Origin of the sequence: Pseudomonas sp. KBS0707, assembly GCF_005937945.2 — a bacterium.
Classification (GTDB): domain Bacteria; phylum Pseudomonadota; class Gammaproteobacteria; order Pseudomonadales; family Pseudomonadaceae; genus Aquipseudomonas; species Aquipseudomonas amygdali.
The window spans coordinates 4,265,389-4,286,372 of record NZ_CP041754.1; the positions used below are offsets into that span (position 1 = coordinate 4,265,389).

The following is a 20,984-nucleotide window of genomic DNA, read 5'->3' on the forward strand; positions in this document are numbered from 1 at the left end:
TGCCAGCCTTGCCGGCGAACGCTTACATCTCTACTTGCGTACCCAGCTCGATCACCCGATTGAACGGCAGCTTGAAGAAGCGCAGGTTGCCGTTGGCATTCTTGAGCATGAACGCGAACAGCGCCTCACGCCAGCGCGCCATGCCATCCATCTTCGACGGGATCACCGTTTCGCGGCTAAGGAAGTAAGTGGTGCGCATCGGACTGAAATCCAGCTCCGGCAGATCGCACAAGGCCAGCGCAGCAGGCACATCGGGCTCATCGATGAAACCGAAGTGCAGGATCACCCGGTAAAAGCCTTCGCCATAGGACTCCACTTCAACACGCTGAGCGGCAGGCACACGCGGTGAGTCCTCATACACCACAGTCAGCAACACCACTTGCTCGTGCAGTACCTGGTTGTGCAGCATGTTATGCAGTAGCGCATGAGGTACGGCATCCGAACGTGCGGTCAGGAACACCGCCGTGCCCTGCACGCGATGCGGCGGCTGAACGCGAATACTGCTGATGAAGATCGGCAACGGCAGCCCGCCCTCGTCAATCCGCTCCGCCAATAGTTGCTTACCGCGCTTCCAGGTGGTCATGAGGATGAACAGCACCGCACCCGCCAGCACCGGGAAGGCCCCGCCCTGGAAGATCTTCGGCACGTTGGCCGCGAAGAACAGACCGTCCACCAGCAGCAGGCAGATCAGCAATGGAACGGCCAGCAATGGCGGCCATTTCCAGAGCATCAGCATGACGGTCGACACCAGAATGGTGGTGCAGAGCATGGTCCCGGTCACCGCCACGCCGTAGGCGGACGCCAGCGCGCCAGACGATTCGAAGCCGATCACCAGCAGAATCACGCCCGCCATCAGCGCCCAGTTGACGGCACCGATATAGATCTGGCCTTGCGCGTCGCTGGAGGTGTGCTGGATGTGCATGCGCGGAATGTAGCCCAACTGGATCGCCTGCAGCGTCATCGAGAACGCGCCGGAGATCACCGCTTGCGAGGCAATGATGGTTGCCATCGTCGACAGACCGATCAGTGGCAGCAGCGCCCAGCCCGGCGCCAGCAGGTAGAACGGGTTACGAACCGTTTCAGGATTGCCCAGCACCAGCGCACCCTGACCGAAATAGTTGAGCAGCAACGCAGGCAGCACGAGGATGAACCAGGCACGTGAAATCGGCTTGCGGCCAAAGTGCCCCATGTCGGCATACAGCGCCTCGGCCCCCGTCAGGGCGAGCACCACAGCACCCAGAATGGCCACACCAATGCCCGGATGAATGATGAAGAAATTCACACCCCAGGCCGGATTGACCGCTTTGAGCACTTCCGGCGACTGCATGATGCCGTAAACGCCCAGCGCGCCGAGCACCAGAAACCAGGTCACCATCACCGGGCCGAACAGCACGCCGATGCGTGCCGTGCCGTGGCGCTGAATCAGAAACAGCCCCACCAGCACGATCAGCGCCATGGGCACGATCCAGTGATCAAGGCCATCGAAGGCCAGTTCCAGCCCTTCCATCGCCGACAATACCGAGACTGCCGGGGTAATCATGCTGTCACCGTAGAACAGCGCAGCACCGAACAACCCGAACACCACCATCATCATTTGCAGTTTGGGGTGTTTGGCCGATGCTCGACGCGCCAGCGCCATCAACGCCATGATGCCGCCCTCGCCCTGGTTGTCAGCACGCAGAACAAACGCCATGTACTTGAACGAAACAACCCAGATCAGCGACCAGAAGATCAGTGACAACACCCCGAGTATCGCGTCATGCGTGACTTCCACGCCGTAACCGCCCTGAAACACTTCCTTGAGGGTGTACAGCGGGCTTGTTCCGATATCGCCATAAACCACCCCCACTGCCGCGATCAGCAACCCGATAGGCTTGGCAGTGCCTGCGGCCTCCCCATGACTGTTTGTTTGACTCATCCACTACTCCCGGAAACCAGACATGAGGTTCAACACTGAGAACATCACAACGCGTAACAATTCAGATTCAGCCAGACATTGACATGCCTCGGCGCGATGGCGCGAAGCATAACGCAGCACTCGTTGTAATTCTTGGTGAAACGCAGACGGCGAGAATGATCAAGCCAGCGCGCCCCGTCTTTCAGGCAGTTTACGGGGAGATATTTCTCATTGAACGACGCAAATACCGGCCGGTCATTACTTAAGCCTGCCGCCTGAAAGGTCATCAAGAACCGCATCGACGTCCGGGTACCCTGATCCCTCTGACCGAGATGCCCTGATGACTACAAAAAATCTGACTGTTCAGCCATTACGCTTCCAGCCTTCATTTGAAGTCGTTCCCGACGATGAAGCGCAAACCAGCAAAGAGCTGGTGGAAGCCATGCATTCCATTCTTGAAACCACTCTGCAAGACACCGGGCACGCCATTCGCAGTGTGCATGCCAAGGCACACGGGTTACTTCGCGGGCAGATTCAGGTCTATGACGACCTGCCCGAGCCGCTGGCTCAAGGCGCGTTTGCGAAACCTGGAAATTTCCCGCTCTTCATGCGGCTCTCAACCAACCCGGGGGATATTCTTGACGACAAGGTCTCAACGCCAAGGGGGTTGGCGATCAAACTTGTGGGTATCGAAGGCACGCGCTTGCCCGGCAGCGCCGACGCATCGACCCAGGATTTCGTCATGCAGAACGCCAAGGCCTTTACTGCCAGGGACCCCAAGGCTTTTTTGAAAACCTTGAAGTTATTGGCCAAAACAACTGACAAAGCGCCGGGCATGAAGAAGGCACTGTCTGCAGTCCTTCGCGGTATCGAGTCCGCTATCGAGTCTGCCGGGGGCGAGAGTGGCACACTGAGAAGTCTCGGCGGGCACCCGATGACTCATATTCTCGGCGAGACGTTCTACACCGTCGTACCTTTTCTGTACGGGCCCTACTACGCCAAGCTGAGCGTAGTCCCCATTTCCGCAGAGTTGATGGCGCTGACCGACAAGGCTGTGGACCTGAAAGACAAGCCGGATGGCCTGCGTGAGGCAGTCAAAGCGTTTTTCCTCGAAAACGATGCCAGCTGGGAGGTTCGTATCCAGCTGGCCACGGACCTGGAGAAGATGCCGGTAGAGGATGCTTCGGCGATCTGGCCGGAAGACCTCAGCCCCTACGTGGCAGTCGCTCGAATCGATGTCCCCCGCCAATCCTCGTGGTCAGAGCAAAGCATTCAGGAAATCGATGAAGGCATGTCATTCAGCCCATGGCATGGTCTTGAGGCGCACCGTCCGCTGGGCGGAGTGATGCGAGTGCGCAAACCTGCCTACGAACACTCGGCGGGCTTTCGCAGTCAGCACAATGGGTGCCCGATGCACGAGCCGCGGGGTTGACAGGTCAATCGGCCCGAGGCCAGATCCTTATGGCGATGGCTCCCGTTTCATCAGTGCGCCTCTGATGAAACGGAACAGCCTTCAGGCAAATACGACTTCAACTCGCGGCCGAGAGCGTAGCCAGATACGTCCTGCATATCCTGAAGGTCCCAACCAATGCGCCTCCCTCCCGAACCTGACAACTGCGCAGACAAAGTATGCAGGCTCGCGCAACAGCCAAGCGCTCTTTGAGCATAAATCCTCCCCTCGCCTGACATACGTCGCAATTCTCATCCAAACGCTGGTCATCGCGCCCGCTCACCGCTAGAATTGCGCACTTTTTGATCAGAGGCGCAGCAAGCGCCCAGTCAGCGCCTGCGCTTCGCGTTCGGGTGCCCTTAACGCCGAGGTTTGCCATGTCCACCGTCACCACGCCGTCCGCCCCAAAGGTCGGATTCGTTTCACTGGGTTGCCCGAAGGCACTCGTTGATTCCGAACGCATCCTGACCCAGCTGCGCATGGAAGGTTACGAAGTCGTTGCGACCTACGAGGATGCCGACGTGGTCGTGGTCAATACCTGCGGCTTCATCGACACCGCCAAGGCCGAGTCGCTGGAAGTGATCGGCGAAGCAATCAAGGAAAACGGCAAGGTCATCGTGACCGGCTGCATGGGCGTTGACGCAAATGTCATTCGCGATGTGCACCCCAGCGTGCTGTCGGTGACCGGCCCGCAGCAGTACGAACAAGTGGTCAACGCAGTGCACGATGTCGTGCCGCCCCGCAAGGACCACAATCCGCTGATCGACCTGGTGCCACCGCAAGGCGTCAAGCTGACCCCGCGCCACTACGCGTATCTGAAAATTTCCGAAGGCTGCAACCATAGCTGCAGCTTCTGCATCATCCCGTCGATGCGCGGCAAGCTGGTCAGCCGTCCGGTTGGCGATGTACTGGATGAGGCCAAGCGTCTGGTCAAATCCGGCGTGAAGGAGCTGCTGGTTATTTCCCAGGACACCAGCGCCTATGGCGTTGACGTCAAATACCGCACCGGGTTCTGGGACGGCCAGCCGGTCAAGACCCGCATGACCGAGCTGTGCCAGGCGCTGGGTTCGATGGGCGTCTGGGTTCGCCTGCATTACGTTTACCCGTACCCGCACGTCGACGAACTGATTCCGCTGATGGCGGCCGGCAAGATCCTGCCGTACCTGGACATCCCTTTCCAGCACGCCAGCCCGAAAATCCTCAAGCTGATGAAGCGGCCAGCCTTTGAAGACAAGACACTGGCACGCATCAAGAACTGGCGCGAGCAGTGTCCTGATCTGATTATCCGCTCGACATTCATCGTCGGCTTTCCCGGTGAGACCGAAGAAGACTTCCAGTACCTGCTGGACTGGCTGACCGAAGCCCAACTGGACCGCGTCGGCTGCTTCCAGTATTCGCCGGTTGAAGGTGCTCCTGCCAATCTGCTGGATGCGGCCATCGTGCCGGATGACGTCAAGCAGGACCGCTGGGATCGCTTCATGGCTCATCAACAGGCAATCAGCGCTGCGCGCCTGCAAATGAAGATCGGCAAGGAAATCGAAGTACTGATCGACGAAGTCGATGATCGTGGCGCCGTAGGCCGCTGCTTCTTCGATGCTCCGGAAATCGACGGCAACGTGTTCATCGGTCTGGAAGAGGGCAGCACCGTTCAGCCAGGCGACAAGATCATGTGCCGCGTGACCGATGCTGACGAATACGACCTGTGGGCCGAGATGCTGTAAGCACAGCCCCTTGCCGTAACCGAAAGCCCTGCCCTTGAACCGGCAGGGCTTTTTCGTCTCTGGCCGTTGTCTATGCAAGACTGGCCGAAAGGAGAACGCGAGATGCGGTTATATACCCCGGACACCAACGATTACCCGGAGATGAGCGAGGTGTGGGAGCGCTCGGTGCGCGCCACCCATGACTTTCTACCGGACGCCTACATCATCAGGCTCAAGGGGTTGCTGACACAGTATCTGGACAGCGTGACGCTGTTCTGCACCCGGGATGAGCAGCTCAACATCACGGGCTTCGCGGGCGTGAACAAAAACCGACTGGATATTCTGTTCATCGACCCGAACCATCGCGGGAAAAAGCTGGGCACGCAGCTGCTGACCCACGCAATCGAGCACTTCGACATCCGTGAACTGGACGTCAACGAGCAGAACACTCAGGCACTGGGGTTTTACCTCCGGCATGGTTTCGACGTTGTCAGCCGTTCTGAAGTCGACGGCTTGGGTCAGCCTTATCCGATGCTCAGAATGCGCCTGACCCGTCGTAACTGACATCGATTACAGCGCAAATGCAATGTTGCCGCGATTAACCAGCGTGAGGCGGTTACAATGGCGCCTTTCCCATCAGTAAACGGCTTTTCTTCATGACAGACCCCATTCGCCTTTCCAAACGCCTTATCGAGCTGGTCGGTTGCTCCCGCCGGGAGGCCGAACTGTTTATCGAGGGTGGCTGGGTTACTGTGGACGGCGTGGTCATCGAAGAGCCGCACTTCAAGGTCAGCACCCAGAAAATCGAGCTCAGCCCGGATGCCAAGGCCGACTCCCCTGAACCGGTCACGATAATCCTGCACAAACCTGCCTCGGCAAGCGCCGAAGAGGCTTTGCAGATGATCACGCCGGGCACGCTCTCGGTCGAGCACAGCTACAGCAAGCGTCCGCTCAAGGGCCACTTCATGCGCCTTGAGGCGATTTCAAGCCTGCAAGCCAATGCCAGCGGCTTGATGGTGTTCAGCCAGGACTGGAAAATCCTGCGCAAGCTCACCGATGACCGCAGCAAGATCGAGCAGGAATACGTGGTGGAAATCTCGGGCGAAATGGTTGCTCATGGCCTGAACCGGCTGAATCACGGCCTGACCTACAAAGGCAAGGAACTGCCCTCCGTAAAGGCCAGCTGGCAGAACGAGAACCGCCTGCGCTTTGCAATGAAAAACCCGCAGCCCGGCATCATTGCCCTGTTGTGTGAAGCCGTTGGCCTGAAGATCGTCGCCATTCGTCGCATCCGCATCGGCGGCGTGTCCATGGGCAAACTGCCCGAAGGCCAGTGGCGCTACATGACGACCAAGGAAAAGTTTTAACTCCCTCGGCACCCGACCTTATTACCGCGCGCATGACCATCGTCACGCGCCGCCATACGACTTATCAGGAAACACGCCTCATGATGAACAACGACGTACTGCGCAGCGTGCGCTACATGCTCGATATCAGCGACAGCAAGGTTGTCGAAATCATCGGTCTGACCGGTTTTGAAGTGTCCAAAAGCGATGTCATCGCTTTCATGAAGAAAGAGGAAGAAGAGGGCTATCTGGATTGCAGCGATGAAATCATGGCGCATTTTCTCGATGGCCTGGTCTACTTCAAGCGTGGCAAGGACGAAAGCCGTCCGCCGCAGCCGATTGATCTGCCGATTACCAACAACATTGTTCTGAAGAAACTGCGCGTGGCCTTCGAACTGAAAGAAGACGACATGCATGCCATCCTGAAATCCGCAGAATTTCCGGTTTCCAAGCCAGAGCTGAGCGCACTGTTCCGCAAGGTCGGACACACCAACTACCGCGCCTGTGGCGATCAACTGCTACGCAATTTCCTCAAGGGTCTGACCCTGCGCGTGCGTGGCTGAACCGGTCGGCACCATGAGTTACAACGTCTCCCCTGTCGGCTTCGTACGCTCCTGTTTCAAGGAGAAATTCGCCATCCCCCGCCAGCCACAGCTGGCCCCGGCAGCACGTGGAGTGCTGGAGCTGGTGGCGCCTTTCGATCAGGGTGAGGCTGTTCAAGGGCTGGAAGCGGTCAGTCATGTCTGGCTGCTGTTTCTGTTCCATATGGCGCTGGAAGACAAGCCGCGCCTGAAGGTTCGCCCTCCGCGTCTGGGCGGCAACCAGTCGATGGGGGTATTTGCCACGCGCGCGACGCATCGCCCCAATGGCATCGGCCAGTCGGTGGTCAGGCTGGACAAAGTCGAAGCCGGTCGCCTGTGGCTGTCCGGCATCGACTTGCTGGATGGCACACCAGTGCTGGACATCAAGCCATACGTACCCTACGCCGATGCAATCGCCGAGGCGACCAACCACATCGCCAGCGCTGCGCCGGCCCTGATACCGGTGCAGTGGCAGGACGCCGCCCTGCTGCAGGCTCGCGAACACGCACTACGCCTGAGTGAGCCGCTGGTCGAGCTGATCGAGCAATGCCTGGCCCAGGACCCGCGCCCGGCCTATCAGCTACCGACGCCGGAACGCCGCTACGGCGCTCAATTCTGGGATCTGGACGTACGCTGGCACTACCCGCAGACCGGTGTGATTTGCGTGCTTGAAGTCCTGCTGGCCTGAAGGGATGCCAGCGACAAATCCCGAGCAATAAAAACCCGCCTGATCCCTTCAGGGACGAGGCGGGTTTTGTAAGGCCAACTTACTTCTCGACGAATGCACGCTCGATCAGATAGTCGCCGGGCTCACGCATGCGTGGCGAAACGGTCAGACCAAAGCTGTTGAGCACTTCGCTGGTCTCGTCGAGCATGCTCGGGCTACCGCACAACATGGCGCGGTCGTCCTGTGGGTTGATCGGTGGCAAGCCGATATCGCTGAACAGTTTGCCACTGCGCATCAGGTCGGTCAGGCGACCTTCGTTCTCGAACGGCTCGCGGGTGACAGTCGGGTAATAGATCAGCTTGTCACGCAGCGCTTCACCGAAAAACTCGTTTTGCGGCAAATGCTCGGTGATGAATTCACGATAGGCGACTTCGTTCACGTAACGCACGCCGTGGCACAGGATGACTTTCTCGAAACGCTCGTAGGTTTCAGGGTCCTGAATCACGCTCATGAACGGAGCCAGGCCAGTACCCGTGCTCAACAGGTAAAGATGTTTGCCCGGCTTGAGGTCGTCCAGCACCAGCGTACCCGTAGGCTTTTTGCTGATGATGATTTCATCGCCTTCCTTGAGGTGCTGCAACTGCGAGGTCAGAGGACCGTCCGGCACCTTGATGCTGAAAAATTCCAGATGCTCTTCCCAGTTCGGGCTGGCAATCGAGTAGGCGCGCATGAGCGGACGACCGTTTGGCTGCTGCAGACCGATCATGACGAACTGACCGTTCTCGAAACGCAAACCAGGGTCGCGGGTGCACTTGAAACTGAAGAGGGTGTCGTTCCAATGGTGGACGCTGAGGACACGCTCGTGGTTCATGTTGCTCATGTACGTGAAGACTCCTGAAAAAATAGTGCGCGCAGAAGCACTGCGCTATTGCGCGACATTCTAGTGGCAGACACAATATCTGTTAAATGAATTATCAAGATATAGGTTATCGGTTATATAGATATGCGATTTACTCTCCGCCAGCTCCAAGTGTTCGTTGCCGTCGCCCGGCAGGAAAGCGTCTCCAAAGCAGCCGTGCTGCTTTCGCTTTCGCAGTCGGCTGCCAGCACCTCCATCACCGAGCTGGAGCGCCAATCGAGCTGCCAGCTGTTTGACCGCGCCGGCAAGCGGCTAAGCCTTAACGCCACGGGCAGGCAATTACTGCCGCAGGCCGTCGCTCTGCTGGATCAGGCAAAGGAAATCGAAGACCTGCTGAACGGTAAATCAGGCTTTGGCTCGCTGGCAGTCGGGGCCACACTGACGATCGGCAATTATCTGGCGACCCTGCTGATCGGCGGCTACATGCAGCGTCACCCGGAAAGCCAGGTCAAGCTGCACGTCCAGAACACCGCGCATATCGTGCAACAGGTCGCCCACTACGAGATTGATCTGGGCTTGATCGAAGGCGATTGCAGCCACCCGGACATCGAAGTGCAGTCCTGGGTCGAAGACGAACTTGTGGTGTTCTGTGCTCCACAGCATCCACTGGCAAAACGCGCCCATGTAACGCTGGAAGAACTGACCCATGAAGCCTGGATCCTGCGAGAACAAGGTTCAGGCACGCGTTTGACGTTCGATCAGGCCATGCGTCACCACCGCAACGGGCTGAATGTCCGACTGGAGCTGGAACACACCGAAGCCATCAAGCGGGCAGTGGAATCCGGACTGGGCATTGGCTGCATTTCCAGACTGGCGCTACGCGACTCGTTTCGTCGCGGCAACCTGGTGGAATTGGCCACGCCTGAGCTGGATCTGGCGCGTCAGTTCTATTTCATCTGGCACAAACAGAAATATCAGACGTCAGCCATGCGCGAATTCCTCGAACTGTGCCGCGCGTTCACCGCCGGAGTGAAGCGCAGCGACGAGATCGTGCTGCCAAGCCTGTATTGAACAAGCCCTAACCCAGCAGCACAATGCCCCACACCAGAGCGATCATGCTCAAGGCGATGAACTGGGCAGCGCTGCCCATGTCCTTGGCGTTCTTGGACAACGGGTGCAGGTCCAGAGAGATTCGGTCGATGGCAGCCTCTACAGCTGAGTTGAGCAATTCTACAATCAGGGCCAGCAGGCAAACGGCGACCAGCAAGGCATGCTCGGCCTTGCTGACGTGCAGGAAAAACGATAGCGGGACCAACACCACGTTAAGCAGTACCAGCTGGCGGAAAGCGGCTTCGCCTTTGAAAGCAGCTGACAGACCGTCCAGAGAATAGCCTGCAGCATTGAGGATACGTTTTAGACCGGTTTGGCCTTTGAAGGGCGACATAGAGAGGCTGCTGTGTAAAAAAGATGAGGAAAGCTAAGGCACTAAAGGTCAAAAAAGCGTGAATGCTCGCAACCTGAACACCGTTAACTGGACGAGATGGACTCAAGCTGCTGTAACAACAACGCTGCCTGAGTTCGCGTGCGTACGCCAAGCTTGCGGAAAATCGCCGTGACGTGCGCCTTGATAGTGGCTTCGGAGACGCTGAGTTCTGAGGCAATCTGCTTGTTCAGCAGCCCCTCACAGACCATCGTCAATACTCGAAACTGCTGGGGCGTGAGGCTGGCAAGGCCAGCGCTTGCAGCCTTCGCTTCATCCGAAACACTGATCACTTCATTGACCTGCGGCGGCCACCAGACGTCGCCATCGAGCACGGTGCGCACCGCCTGCTGAATGACTTCAAGGGGGCTGGATTTAGGAATGAACCCGCTGGCACCAAACTCTCTGGAACGCACCACTATCGACGCCTCTTCCTGAGCCGAAACCATCACCACCGGTATCTGCGGATATTGGCCGCGCAACAGGACCAGCCCGGAGAAGCCATAAGCCCCTGGCATGTTCAGGTCCAGCAGAACCAGATCCCAATCAGCCTTCTCTCCCAGACGGGATTCAAGCTGGGCAATGCTTTCTGCCTCGACGAGCCGCGCTTCAGGCCCCAGGCCAATGCTCAGCGCCTGATGCAGCGCACTGCGAAACAGGGGATGATCATCAGCGATCAGGATGTCGTAGGTCATGTAATGATCCTGTTTTTATAGTGAGGGCCGACAGAATCGGCCACCCAGCAAGACTGGCGGATGCGCTTCGCGACAACCCGAAAAGAGCGTCGGTGCCACACCAGACAAGATGAATCGGCTTCCAGGCGGCGCCAAGCATGCCCAGCAAGACCATGACGGTCAAGCGCGAAGCGTCGTTGCTCGATAACATGGATGGCAATTAGCCCATACAGGGCAGATCCGCAACACTGCGTGATAGAAAGCCTTCAAATAAAAGCCTTCAAATGAGTGTGGGCCGCGTCGTCGGGGTCTATCGGCTTGAGGTACTTGGCACCCAGATAATGAGCGCTGAACACATCCAGATAAGCATCCAGTACACCACTGGCGCAGGTATCCCCGGCCAGCTCCAGACAAAGCGCGGCGACTTCGGCAGTACAGAAGTGATCGTCTCGCCTTGATCGGCGCAAACGGTAACGCGAGATCTGCTCGGGCTCCAGCGTCAACACCGGAAACCTTTCCAGATACGGGCTTTTGCGGAACATCTTGCGCGCCTCGGTCCAGGTGGCATCCAGCAGAATGAACAGTGGGCGCTTGCCATCCATGCGCGACACCTTATTGACCACACGCTCCTCGGCAACGAATTCACCGGGAAAAACGATATACGGCTGCCACTGCGGATCGTCCAGCAAGGCGAGCAATTGCTCGTCGACATCTATTCGCGACCAGCCGAAGGCGTGGGTGTCCTTGATGACATCGGCGATCAGCCAGCCGGTGTTGGTCGGCTTCAAAGGCTCGGTGTCGTACATCAGCAGGCACATGCCTGACTCGGCAGTCACGGCAGGTCGCCACGCGCACAGGCAATAACTGGAGATAACCCGGCAATCCGGACAGCGCGGCGCGCGCGAACCGCGAGCAATAAAGGGCTTGGTACTGCGGGCCAGACGCTCGTCACGCAGACGGGAAACGGCATGACTCATTACAGGACACGCCTGCGGGGGGAATACATCGACACCACAAAGACTCGGCAGGATTAAAGTGCGCGCAGTTTATCAGAGCCCCGGCACTTCAACCCGCTTTCGGTCCTCGAGCTGTTCCCGCTTCAGAGAGACCGTGTTGAAACGGGTACAGCCCCTAGGCCCGATGAAGACTCCTGCTCTATACTGCTGCGCCATTGCAACCCGCGTTATCGGCGGGCTGCCCGGAACGCACTTTGAAGTCGCTGGTCCAACGGCCAGCCACTTAATTAGGAGAGTTTAATGCTGCGCCTTATCGTACCCACCCTTACGCTTTTGCTCGTTGCTCCGCTATGCGCCCAGGCGGCGTCGAAACAGGAGTTCGAACTCAGCAAGATGCTGGAAAAAGTGGCTAAGGAAAGCAGTGTCGGCACGCCAAGAGCGATCAACGAAGACATCCTCGATCAGGGCTATACCGTCAGTGGCAACGAATTGATCAACCACTTGAGCGTACGCGAAGGTCAGGCCCAGCAAATGCGCGCCAACCCGGACGTGATGCGCAACCAGTTGGGCAACAGCGTTTGCCACAACAACGGTTTCCGCCAGTTGATGACCAAGGGGGCCGTCCTCAAGTATCAGTTCACCGAGTACAAGACCAACCGCCCGGTTGCGACCCAGACCTTTCAGGCGTCGGATTGCACTGTAAAGCCGAAAAAGTAAGCTACCCCGGCACGTAGCCCCCTCCCCGCGCGCCTGTCCCTCAGGCGCGTCAGTTCAGCAACGCTCAAGACATCCTGCAACGAATCCGCCCTGGCAATGAACAGGGAATGGGTAGCCTTTCTCTGCAAACCGGGACATCATCGATTCAACACGCCCCACCGGGCCATTGATTCTGCAGGAGGATAAACCCCGAATGCCGTATGTACCTGACGATCTTCTATCCCGACACTTTCAAAGCAACGGGCTCGACCTGACCAGCAAAATTGAAGAGCACATCAACGAGGTCGCTCCCGGTACCAGAAACCTGCCGCTGTACCGCGACATGATGCTCACGGTGCTACGCATGGCCCAGGACGACCGCAATCGCTGGGACGTCAAGATAACGCTGCAAACCCTGCGCGAACTGGACAAAGCCTTTCGGGTGCTCGAGCGCTTCAAGGGCCGCCGCAAAGTCACCGTATTCGGCTCTGCTCGCACCCCTCAAGAGCACCCCCTTTACGCACAGGCCAGAGAGCTGGGCGAAAAGCTTGCCCGCTCGGACATGATGGTCATCACCGGCGCAGGTGGCGGCATCATGGCGGCAGCCCACGCAGGTGCAGGTCTGAAACACAGCCTGGGGTTCAACATTACCCTGCCCTTCGAGCAGCACGCCAACCCTACGGTGGAGGGCACGGAAAACCTGCTGCCTTTCCACTTCTTCTTCACACGCAAGCTGTTCTTCGTCAAGGAAGCCGACGCACTGGTGCTGTGTCCAGGCGGGTTTGGAACCCTGGACGAAGCGCTGGAAGTGCTTACATTGATACAGACCGGCAAAAGCCCTCTGGTGCCCGTCGTGTTACTGGACACCCCTGGCGGCAGCTTCTGGCAAGGTGCACTGGACTTCATCAAAAACCAGTTGCAGGACAACCACTACATTCTGCCAGCCGATATGAAACTGATGAGACTGGTCTACAGCGCCGATGACGCCGTGGAAGAGATCAACCAGTTTTATGGCAATTTCCACTCCAGCCGCTGGCTGAAGAACAAGTTTGTGATATGCATGCGCCACGCGCTCAGCGCGAAGGCTCTGGAGCACATGCAGGAAGCTTTCGCCGATCTGTGTATCAATGAAAACTTTCATCAGCACAGCTATCAGGGCGAGGAGCACGATGAAGTTCAATTCAGTCACCTGACACGACTTGCGTTTACCTTCACAGGACGCAATCAGGGCAGGCTTCGTGAACTGGTGGACTACATCAATCAACAGGAAAACTGGGAGGACGCCTCAGCGACAAGAGATGGCGCGCAGGATCAAGCGCCACAGAAAACGCTCTGATACCTCAGTCATCCCCGCCACGGCCGCTTAACAAGCGGCCGATCATATCCAGCGGATAGCCGCGATAACTCAGAAACCTTCCCTGCCTGGCTCGCTCACGAGCATCAACAGGCAAAGCACCGGCAAACTTGCGCTGCCAGAGCTCGTGAAGCTTCTCCTGCCAATCAATGCCGCACTCCCTGAGCGCCTGCTCAATGTCGGCCCGCTGCAAGCCACGCTGATTCAGCTCTTCTCGAATACGAACAGGGCCATAGCCCGAACGTGCCCGGTAAGAAACGAAGCTTTCAAGGTAACGGGATTCAGAGAGCAGGCCTTCCTCGACCAGACGGTCGAGTGCTGCATCGATAAGCTCAGGGGGAGCGCCGCGCTGACGCAGTTTACGCGTCAGCTCGACCCGACCGTGCTCGCGACGTGCGAGCAGGTCCATTGCAGTGCGCCTTACGGCGACAGGTGTATCAAGTACGACAGGCATGACTATCAGATATCAGCGTCTGCTTCGGCCATATCATCAGCAACGGCAGCTTCGCGGGAACCGACCGCTTTGGTGTCGACACCAGGGGTGAGCAACTTGTCGCGAATCTGCTTCTCGAGCGCTTTGCAGATTTCCGGGTTATCTGCCAGGAACTTGGCCGAGTTGGCTTTACCCTGACCAATCTTGCTGCCTTGGTAGCTGTACCAGGCGCCGGACTTCTCGACAAAACCATGCAGAACGGCCAGATCGACGATTTCACCGTTCAGGTAGATACCCTTGCCGTAAAGAATCTGGAACTCGGCCTGACGGAATGGCGGAGCCACCTTGTTCTTCACGACCTTGACGCGGGTTTCGCTGCCGACAACCTCGTCGCCTTCTTTCACTGCGCCTGTACGGCGGATGTCCAGACGTACCGAAGCGTAGAACTTCAGGGCGTTACCACCGGTAGTGGTTTCCGGGCTGCCGAACATCACGCCGATTTTCATGCGGATCTGGTTGATGAAGATCACCAGACAGTTGGCGTTCTTGATGTTACCCGTGATCTTGCGCAGCGCCTGCGACATCAGACGCGCCTGCAGACCCACGTGCATGTCGCCCATTTCGCCTTCGATTTCTGCCTTCGGCACCAGCGCAGCAACGGAGTCGACAACGATGACGTCGATGGCGTTGGAACGTACCAGCATGTCGGTGATTTCAAGCGCCTGCTCACCGGTGTCCGGCTGCGAAACCAGCAGGTCGTCGACATTGACGCCCAGTTTGCCGGCGTATTCCGGATCAAGCGCGTGCTCGGCGTCGACAAACGCACAGGTAGCACCCATTTTCTGGGCTTGCGCGATGACCGACAACGTCAGCGTGGTTTTACCGGAAGACTCTGGACCGTAGATTTCCACGATCCGGCCTTTCGGCAGACCGCCGATGCCCAGTGCGATATCCAGACCCAGCGAACCAGTGGAGATGGCAGGAATAGCCTGGCGATCATGGTCGCCCATGCGCATCACGGCACCTTTACCGAACTGACGCTCGATCTGACCCAAGGCCGCAGCCAAGGCTTTCTTCTTGTTGTCGTCCATTGAAGTCCTCACGTAATCAAATTCAATTAGGGCCTTGATGGCCACAACACCTGTATAAGTAGACAGTATTATTCCACAGCGATGAGCGCGCGCCTACCCCTGTTTTGGCATTTCTCCACGCGCAAGCTGTATAAGCCCTTGCAGCGCGGCTTCGACCGTCTGTCGACGGACCTGATCCCGGTCGCCATCGAACTGGCGACGCTGTGCGACAAGCGCATCATCCTTGCCCCAACACAGCCATACGGTACCGACCGGTTTATCCGGCGAACCACCGCCAGGCCCTGCAACACCGCTGACTGCGACGGCGAATCGCGCGCCGCTTTCACGCTGCGCACCTCGCACCATGGCTTCGACAACAGGCTGGCTGACCGCCCCGGCCTCTACGAACAGTGCCTCGGGCACGCCCAATTGCCGGGTCTTCTGGGCATTTGAATAAGTCACATAACCCGCTTCGAACCACGCCGAGCTGCCAGCGATGCGTGTGATCGCTTCGGCGATTCCGCCTCCCGTGCAGGATTCGGCGGTGGTCACTTGAGCGTTCATTGCGTCGAGAAGCCTGCCAAGTGTATCGGCCAGCCCGGTTATCTCGTCCACGGTGTTCTCGTTCATGCTGGAAGCCTGTAAAAGTGATTCCTGAGACAAAGCAGCCACCTTGAAGCGGGTCTGCCATTGCCGGTTTATCGCGCATCTTTCCTGCGTTCCGGCTTTTTGACCGTTTCGACCGTCGTTTCTCTCGGCCTTTTTCTGGCTTCTTCCAGCGGGATGAAGCGACCGTTGACGGAATCCCTTGCTCGTTTGTTTTTCATATAAAAGTCCTTTTTTATAGCGTGCCGCCCGGTTATCGAGTAGCAGCGATGAAAGTCTATACGCCAAATCGAGGTTCATGGCTGTCAGGAAACGCCCGGTCACCAATAAGCGGAAGGTACGCTGTAACTGCACCGCCTGATTGAGCGTGATAACCTTGCGACCATCGCACATACCCGGCAGACGCCCCTCGATTCAAGGAGGGACCACCCGTCATGCCTCAAGGTTGCCTCACTCCTCTCAAGAACTTGCCTAAGCCACTGATGAATAAAGCAATTTCCGACCTCTCCTCACATACCCCCATGATGCAGCAGTACTGGAAACTCAAAAACCAGCACCTGGATCAACTGATGTTTTATCGCATGGGCGATTTCTACGAGATCTTCTACGAAGACGCGAAGAAAGCCGCCAAGTTGCTGGACATCACCCTGACCGCGCGCGGTCAGTCGGCAGGCCAGAGCATCCCCATGTGCGGGATTCCTTACCACGCCGCCGAAGGCTATCTGGCCAAACTGGTTAAGCTGGGCGAATCGGTCGTGATCTGCGAGCAGATCGGCGACCCGGCCACCAGCAAGGGCCCGGTGGATCGTCAGGTGGTCCGCATCATTACGCCCGGAACCATCAGCGACGAGGCCTTGCTCGATGAGCGCAGGGATAACCTGATTGCCGCCGTACTGGGTGACGAACGCCTGTTCGGCCTCGCCGTGCTGGACATCACCAGCGGCAACTTCAGTGTGTTGGAGATCAAGGGTTGGGAGAACCTGCTGGCCGAGCTTGAACGCATCAACCCGGTCGAGCTGTTGATTCCGGACGACTGGCCGCAAGGTCTGCCTGCCGAAAAACGCCGTGGTGCGCGACGTCGTGCGCCGTGGGATTTCGAGCGCGACTCAGCCCATAAAAGTCTGTGTCAGCAGTTTTCAACCCAGGACCTGAAGGGTTTTGGTTGCGAAAACCTGACACTCGCCATCGGTGCTGCGGGCTGCCTGCTCAGCTACGCCAAGGAAACCCAGCGTACCGCCCTGCCCCACTTGCGCAGCCTGCGCCACGAACGCCTCGACGATACGGTAATCCTCGATGCAGCCAGTCGGCGCAACCTTGAGCTGGACACCAACCTGTCCGGTGGCCGCGACAATACGCTGCAATCGGTCATGGACCGTTGCCAGACGGCGATGGGAACGCGGCTGCTGACCCGCTGGCTGAACCGGCCGTTGCGCGACCTGACGATTCTTCAGGCACGCCAGACGTCCATTACCTGCTTTCTGGAGCGCTACCGCTTCGAGAACCTGCAGCCGCAGCTCAAGGAAATCGGCGACATCGAGCGGATTCTGGCGCGTATCGGCCTGCGTAATGCGCGACCACGAGACCTTGCCCGTCTGCGCGATGCCCTTAGCGCTCTGCCCGAACTGCAACAGGCAATGACCGATCTTGAAGCGCCGCACCTGCAACAACTTGCGCAGACCGCCAGCACCTATCCGGAACTCGCTGATCTGCTGCAGCGCGCGATCATCGACAATCCGCCTGCCGTGATACGCGACGGCGGTGTTCTGAAGACTGGTTACGACGCTGAGCTGGATGATCTGCAATCGCTGAGTGAAAACGCCGGTCAGTTCCTGATCGATCTGGAAGCCCGCGAAAAGGCCCGTACCGGTCTTGCCAACCTGAAAGTCGGTTACAACCGCGTGCACGGCTACTTCATCGAGTTGCCGAGCAAACAGGCCGAGCAGGCCCCGGCTGATTACATACGCCGCCAGACCCTCAAGGGGGCCGAGCGCTTTATCACGCCCGAGCTCAAGGAATTCGAAGACAAGGCGTTGTCGGCCAAAAGCCGCGCACTGGCTCGGGAAAAGATGCTCTACGAAGCGCTGCTTGAAGACCTGATCGGCCATCTAGCGCCGCTGCAGGACACGGCAGCGGCGCTGGCTGAGCTGGACGTGCTGAGCAACCTTGCGGAGCGCGCGCTGAATCTGGACCTCAACTGCCCACGGTTCGTTGCCGAACCCTGTATGCGCATCGAGCAGGGCCGTCACCCGGTCGTAGAGCAGGTACTGAGTACCCCGTTTGTCGCCAACGACCTGGCGCTGGACGACAGCACGCGCATGCTGGTCATTACCGGCCCGAACATGGGCGGTAAATCGACCTATATGCGTCAGACGGCGCTGATTGTACTGCTGGCGCATATCGGCAGTTTCGTGCCCGCTGCCAGCTGCGAACTGTCGTTGGTCGACCGGATCTTCACCCGTATCGGCTCGAGCGACGACCTGGCCGGTGGACGCTCGACGTTTATGGTCGAAATGAGCGAAACGGCAAACATCCTGCACAATGCCACTGACAAAAGCCTGGTGCTGATGGACGAAGTCGGACGTGGCACCAGTACCTTCGACGGCCTTTCGCTGGCTTGGGCAGCGGCGGAATGTCTGGCGCAACTGCGTGCTTATACACTGTTCGCGACGCACTATTTCGAGCTGACAGTGCTGCCGGAAAGCGAACCGCTGGTGAGCAATGTGCACCTGAACGCCACTGAGCATAACGAGCGGATCGTTTTCCTGCACCGCGTACTGCCAGGGCCTGCGAGCCAGAGCTACGGTCTGGCCGTGGCGCAACTGGCCGGCGTGCCGGGTAAGGTCATCAGCCGCGCCAAGGAACACTTGCAGCGTCTGGAAACCACCAGCCTGCCGCACGAGCAGCCGCGCGCCAAACCCGGCAAGCCCGCAGTCCCGCAGCAGAGCGATATGTTCGCAAGTCTGCCGCACCCGGTGCTCGACGAGCTGTCGAAGGTCAAGGTCGACGATATGACCCCGCGGCAGGCGCTGGATTTGCTATACACATTGCAAACTCGCCTGTGACGCGAAGCGTTACATACTGTTAGAATCCCGCGCAGTTTGGGACGCTCTCGGCTTTTAGCCTGGTCGAGGCGTTTTTCGAGCCGCGTGAAAATGCAGCGAACCATCGGTAGGTGGCAGGGACAGGTAGCAGACGACGCAGTCTTACCGCTTCAAGGCCACCCACCAAAAGCACGTGTTTTCATAGGGCCGGGAAACCTCCCGAACCTGGCACCCCTGTCTGGAAGGGCTCTGCCGCAGCCGCCTGAGGAGAAAATTAGAAATGACCTTCGTCGTCACCGACAACTGCATCAAGTGCAAGTACACCGACTGCGTAGAAGTCTGTCCGGTGGACTGCTTTTACGAAGGCCCGAATTTCCTGGTGATCCACCCGGACGAGTGCATCGACTGCGCGCTCTGCGAGCCTGAGTGCCCTGCCGTGGCCATTTACTCGGAAGACGAGATTCCCGCTGGCATGGAAAACTTCATCGAGCTCAACGCTGAGCTTGCCGAAGTCTGGCCCAATATCACCGAAAAGAAAGACGCTATGCCGGATGCGGCAGAGTGGGATGGCAAACCCGGCAAGATCGCTGATCTGGAACGCTAGATTCCATACAGACAAAAGGCCCTCTAGAGGGCCTTTTTTGTTGGACAGTCCGGTTTTCTGCAGACAAAAAAAGGGGCGGTATGACCCGCCCACATTTTATCCCTGATCCCTGTATTCCCTGGTCATCATCCTGATGAATCGCATCCCGCGATGTCCTTGACCGTCGTCCTTGATGGCCTGTGCCTGTCCGTTGGCACAGCTTCGATATTAGAGATTTACCCCGGCAGAGCAACACCTGAAACGCTCCAGGATATTTCCATGGCAATCGCCTTCGAAAATATAATTTCCATTTAAAACAAGGTGTTAAATCCTAAAACGCAGCTGTTTGGCGACAAGCCTCACTCTTGTTACCTGAATGACTTACAGCAAACGTACGCAATGACTTACAGGCTTTGAAAGCTGAAAGGCCGAGCAGACGCATTGACCTACGACATTAAAATGACGAAAGACATATAAAAAGGCCGATATACACAGTCTGTGTTATATCGGCCCTGGATTGACGTTACGAAAAGATGGTTACTGGAAGAGAGACTCGCTGGACAGCCCGTTCTTTTCAAGGATCTCACGCAGGCGCTTGAGTCCTTCAACCTGGATCTGCCTGACCCGCTCACGCGTCAGACCGATCTCAAGCCCTACATCTTCAAGTGTGCTGCTTTCATACCCGCGCAAGCCAAAGCGGCGGATGACAACCTCGCGCTGCTTCTCGGTCAACTCAGACAACCATTGATCGATGCTCTGGGACAGGTCATCGTCCTGCAGTAGCTCACAGGGGTCGGTTGGACGATCGTCGGTCAAGGTGTCGAGCAGGGTCTTGTCCGAATCAGGCCCCAGCGAGACGTCCACCGAAGAGACACGCTCGTTGAGGCCGAGCATGCGCTTGACTTCACCTACCGGTTTTTCCAGCAGATTGGCAATTTCTTCGGGAGAAGGTTCGTGATCCAGCTTCTGGGTGAGCTCTCGGGCCGCGCGTAGATAAACGTTCAGCTCCTTGACGACGTGAATCGGCAGCCGGATAGTCCGGGTCTGATTCATGATCGCGCGTTCGATGGTCTGACGAATCCACCAGGTGGCGTAGGTAGAAAAACGAAAGCCTCGTTCAGGGTCGAATTTTTCAACCGCCCGAATCAACCCCAGGTTGCCCTCCTCGATCAGGTCAAGCAATGACAGCCCACGATTGACATAGCGTCTGGCAATTTTCACTACCAGACGCAGATTGCTTTCAATCATGCGCTTGCGCCCGGCCGGGTCTCCACTTTGCGACAGACGCGCAAAATGAACTTCTTCTTCCGGGGACAGCAGAGGAGAAAAACCGATTTCATTGAGGTACAGCTGGGTAGCATCAAGCGCCCGCGTGTAGTCAATGTACTTGTGTTGTTTGAGCGATGTTGAATGCTTGACCTTGGTGCGTCCGGAGGCAGCGGGTGGCTGCTTCTCGTTTGACGCTTCCTTCAGGACAATGCCGGCTTCCATAAGGAGCACTTCATCATCGATGTCAAACTCCGGCGCTTCGTTGCCAAGAGCCATTGTTTTAGTCCTTTGGTGAGTTCGACCTCAAGCTCCAGTATCGCCT

At 57.8% G+C, this 20,984-nt stretch carries 20 protein-coding genes; 11 read left to right on the plus strand and 9 right to left on the minus strand.

The window, feature by feature from the left end:
• Positions 1 to 22: 22 nt before the first annotated feature.
• Entirely contained in the window at positions 23 to 1,918 is a 1,896-nt protein-coding gene (locus FFH21_RS20225) for a potassium transporter Kup (RefSeq protein WP_004666011.1), read from the minus strand.
• A 319-nt stretch (positions 1,919 to 2,237) separates the two neighbouring features.
• On the opposite strand from FFH21_RS20225, the gene FFH21_RS20235 reads away from it, so the two are divergent.
• From FFH21_RS20235 to tsaA, 6 genes are all read left to right on the plus strand, one after another.
• Positions 2,238 to 3,329 (plus strand): catalase family protein, encoded by a 1,092-nt coding sequence (locus FFH21_RS20235; RefSeq protein WP_011169279.1) that lies wholly within the window; start codon positions 2,238 to 2,240, stop codon positions 3,327 to 3,329.
• A 395-nt stretch (positions 3,330 to 3,724) separates the two neighbouring features.
• Positions 3,725 to 5,068 carry a 30S ribosomal protein S12 methylthiotransferase RimO gene (gene rimO / locus FFH21_RS20245; protein ID WP_002554675.1) on the plus strand — a complete coding sequence of 448 codons (1,344 nt, stop codon included), beginning with the start codon at positions 3,725 to 3,727 and terminating at the stop codon, positions 5,066 to 5,068.
• Positions 5,069 to 5,170: 102 nt separating this feature from the next.
• On the plus strand, positions 5,171 to 5,611 hold the full coding sequence (locus FFH21_RS20250; protein ID WP_002554676.1) for a GNAT family N-acetyltransferase: 441 nt from the start codon (positions 5,171 to 5,173) through the stop codon (positions 5,609 to 5,611).
• Between the two features lie 92 nt (positions 5,612 to 5,703).
• On the plus strand, positions 5,704 to 6,414 hold the full coding sequence (locus FFH21_RS20255) for an rRNA pseudouridine synthase (protein ID WP_011169280.1): 711 nt from the start codon (positions 5,704 to 5,706) through the stop codon (positions 6,412 to 6,414).
• A gap of 80 nt (positions 6,415 to 6,494) precedes the next feature.
• Positions 6,495 to 6,956 carry a DUF1456 family protein gene (locus tag FFH21_RS20260; RefSeq protein ID WP_002554678.1) on the plus strand — a complete coding sequence of 154 codons (462 nt, stop codon included), beginning with the start codon at positions 6,495 to 6,497 and terminating at the stop codon, positions 6,954 to 6,956.
• A 13-nt stretch (positions 6,957 to 6,969) separates the two neighbouring features.
• Entirely contained in the window at positions 6,970 to 7,662 is a 693-nt protein-coding gene (gene tsaA, locus FFH21_RS20265; RefSeq protein WP_004657923.1) for a tRNA (N6-threonylcarbamoyladenosine(37)-N6)-methyltransferase TrmO, read from the plus strand.
• A gap of 79 nt (positions 7,663 to 7,741) precedes the next feature.
• Here the strand turns inward: tsaA and fpr are convergent, their stop codons facing one another.
• The gene (fpr, locus tag FFH21_RS20270; protein ID WP_002554680.1) at positions 7,742 to 8,521 is read right to left on the minus strand and encodes a ferredoxin-NADP reductase; all 780 of its coding nucleotides are present in this window, start codon (positions 8,519 to 8,521) and stop codon (positions 7,742 to 7,744) included.
• Between the two features lie 123 nt (positions 8,522 to 8,644).
• Here fpr and FFH21_RS20275 point away from each other — a divergent pair, with 123 nt between their 5' ends.
• Entirely contained in the window at positions 8,645 to 9,571 is a 927-nt protein-coding gene (locus FFH21_RS20275) for a LysR family transcriptional regulator (protein ID WP_002554681.1), read from the plus strand.
• 7 nt (positions 9,572 to 9,578) lie between these two features.
• On the opposite strand, the gene FFH21_RS20280 is transcribed toward FFH21_RS20275, so the two are convergent.
• The 3 genes from FFH21_RS20280 to FFH21_RS20295 form a co-directional block, all read right to left on the minus strand.
• Positions 9,579 to 9,944, minus strand: coding sequence for a diacylglycerol kinase (locus FFH21_RS20280; protein ID WP_002554682.1), 366 nt, complete (start codon positions 9,942 to 9,944; stop codon positions 9,579 to 9,581).
• A gap of 83 nt (positions 9,945 to 10,027) precedes the next feature.
• Complete coding sequence (erdR, locus tag FFH21_RS20285; protein ID WP_002554683.1) at positions 10,028 to 10,675, minus strand: response regulator transcription factor ErdR; 648 nt, start codon at positions 10,673 to 10,675, stop codon at positions 10,028 to 10,030.
• Positions 10,676 to 10,920: 245 nt separating this feature from the next.
• On the minus strand, positions 10,921 to 11,631 hold the full coding sequence (locus FFH21_RS20295; protein WP_002554684.1) for a tRNA-uridine aminocarboxypropyltransferase: 711 nt from the start codon (positions 11,629 to 11,631) through the stop codon (positions 10,921 to 10,923).
• A gap of 279 nt (positions 11,632 to 11,910) precedes the next feature.
• Here FFH21_RS20295 and FFH21_RS20300 point away from each other — a divergent pair, with 279 nt between their 5' ends.
• Entirely contained in the window at positions 11,911 to 12,327 is a 417-nt protein-coding gene (locus FFH21_RS20300) for a quorum-sensing-regulated virulence factor family protein (RefSeq protein ID WP_002554685.1), read from the plus strand.
• A 193-nt stretch (positions 12,328 to 12,520) separates the two neighbouring features.
• Positions 12,521 to 13,642, plus strand: a complete 1,122-nt coding sequence (locus FFH21_RS20305) for an LOG family protein (protein ID WP_011169281.1) — start codon at positions 12,521 to 12,523, stop codon at positions 13,640 to 13,642.
• 4 nt (positions 13,643 to 13,646) lie between these two features.
• Here FFH21_RS20305 and recX read toward each other — a convergent pair whose 3' ends face one another.
• From recX to FFH21_RS20320, 3 genes are all read right to left on the minus strand, one after another.
• Positions 13,647 to 14,114: a recombination regulator RecX gene (gene recX, locus FFH21_RS20310; protein WP_004657924.1), complete on the minus strand. Its 468-nt coding sequence runs from the start codon at positions 14,112 to 14,114 to the stop codon at positions 13,647 to 13,649.
• 5 nt (positions 14,115 to 14,119) lie between these two features.
• Positions 14,120 to 15,184 carry a recombinase RecA gene (recA, locus tag FFH21_RS20315; RefSeq protein ID WP_004657925.1) on the minus strand — a complete coding sequence of 355 codons (1,065 nt, stop codon included), beginning with the start codon at positions 15,182 to 15,184 and terminating at the stop codon, positions 14,120 to 14,122.
• Positions 15,185 to 15,277: 93 nt separating this feature from the next.
• Positions 15,278 to 15,793 (minus strand): CinA family protein, encoded by a 516-nt coding sequence (locus FFH21_RS20320; protein ID WP_004666014.1) that lies wholly within the window; start codon positions 15,791 to 15,793, stop codon positions 15,278 to 15,280.
• Positions 15,794 to 16,263: 470 nt separating this feature from the next.
• Here FFH21_RS20320 and mutS point away from each other — a divergent pair, with 470 nt between their 5' ends.
• Positions 16,264 to 18,831, plus strand: coding sequence for a DNA mismatch repair protein MutS (gene mutS, locus FFH21_RS20325; protein WP_162885681.1), 2,568 nt, complete (start codon positions 16,264 to 16,266; stop codon positions 18,829 to 18,831).
• Between the two features lie 259 nt (positions 18,832 to 19,090).
• A complete protein-coding gene (gene fdxA, locus FFH21_RS20330) occupies positions 19,091 to 19,414 on the plus strand; it encodes a ferredoxin FdxA (RefSeq protein ID WP_004657930.1) in 324 nt (107 codons plus the stop codon).
• 516 nt (positions 19,415 to 19,930) lie between these two features.
• On the opposite strand, the gene rpoS is transcribed toward fdxA, so the two are convergent.
• Entirely contained in the window at positions 19,931 to 20,938 is a 1,008-nt protein-coding gene (gene rpoS, locus FFH21_RS20335; protein ID WP_011169284.1) for an RNA polymerase sigma factor RpoS, read from the minus strand.
• Between the last annotated feature and the right edge of the window lie 46 nt (positions 20,939 to 20,984).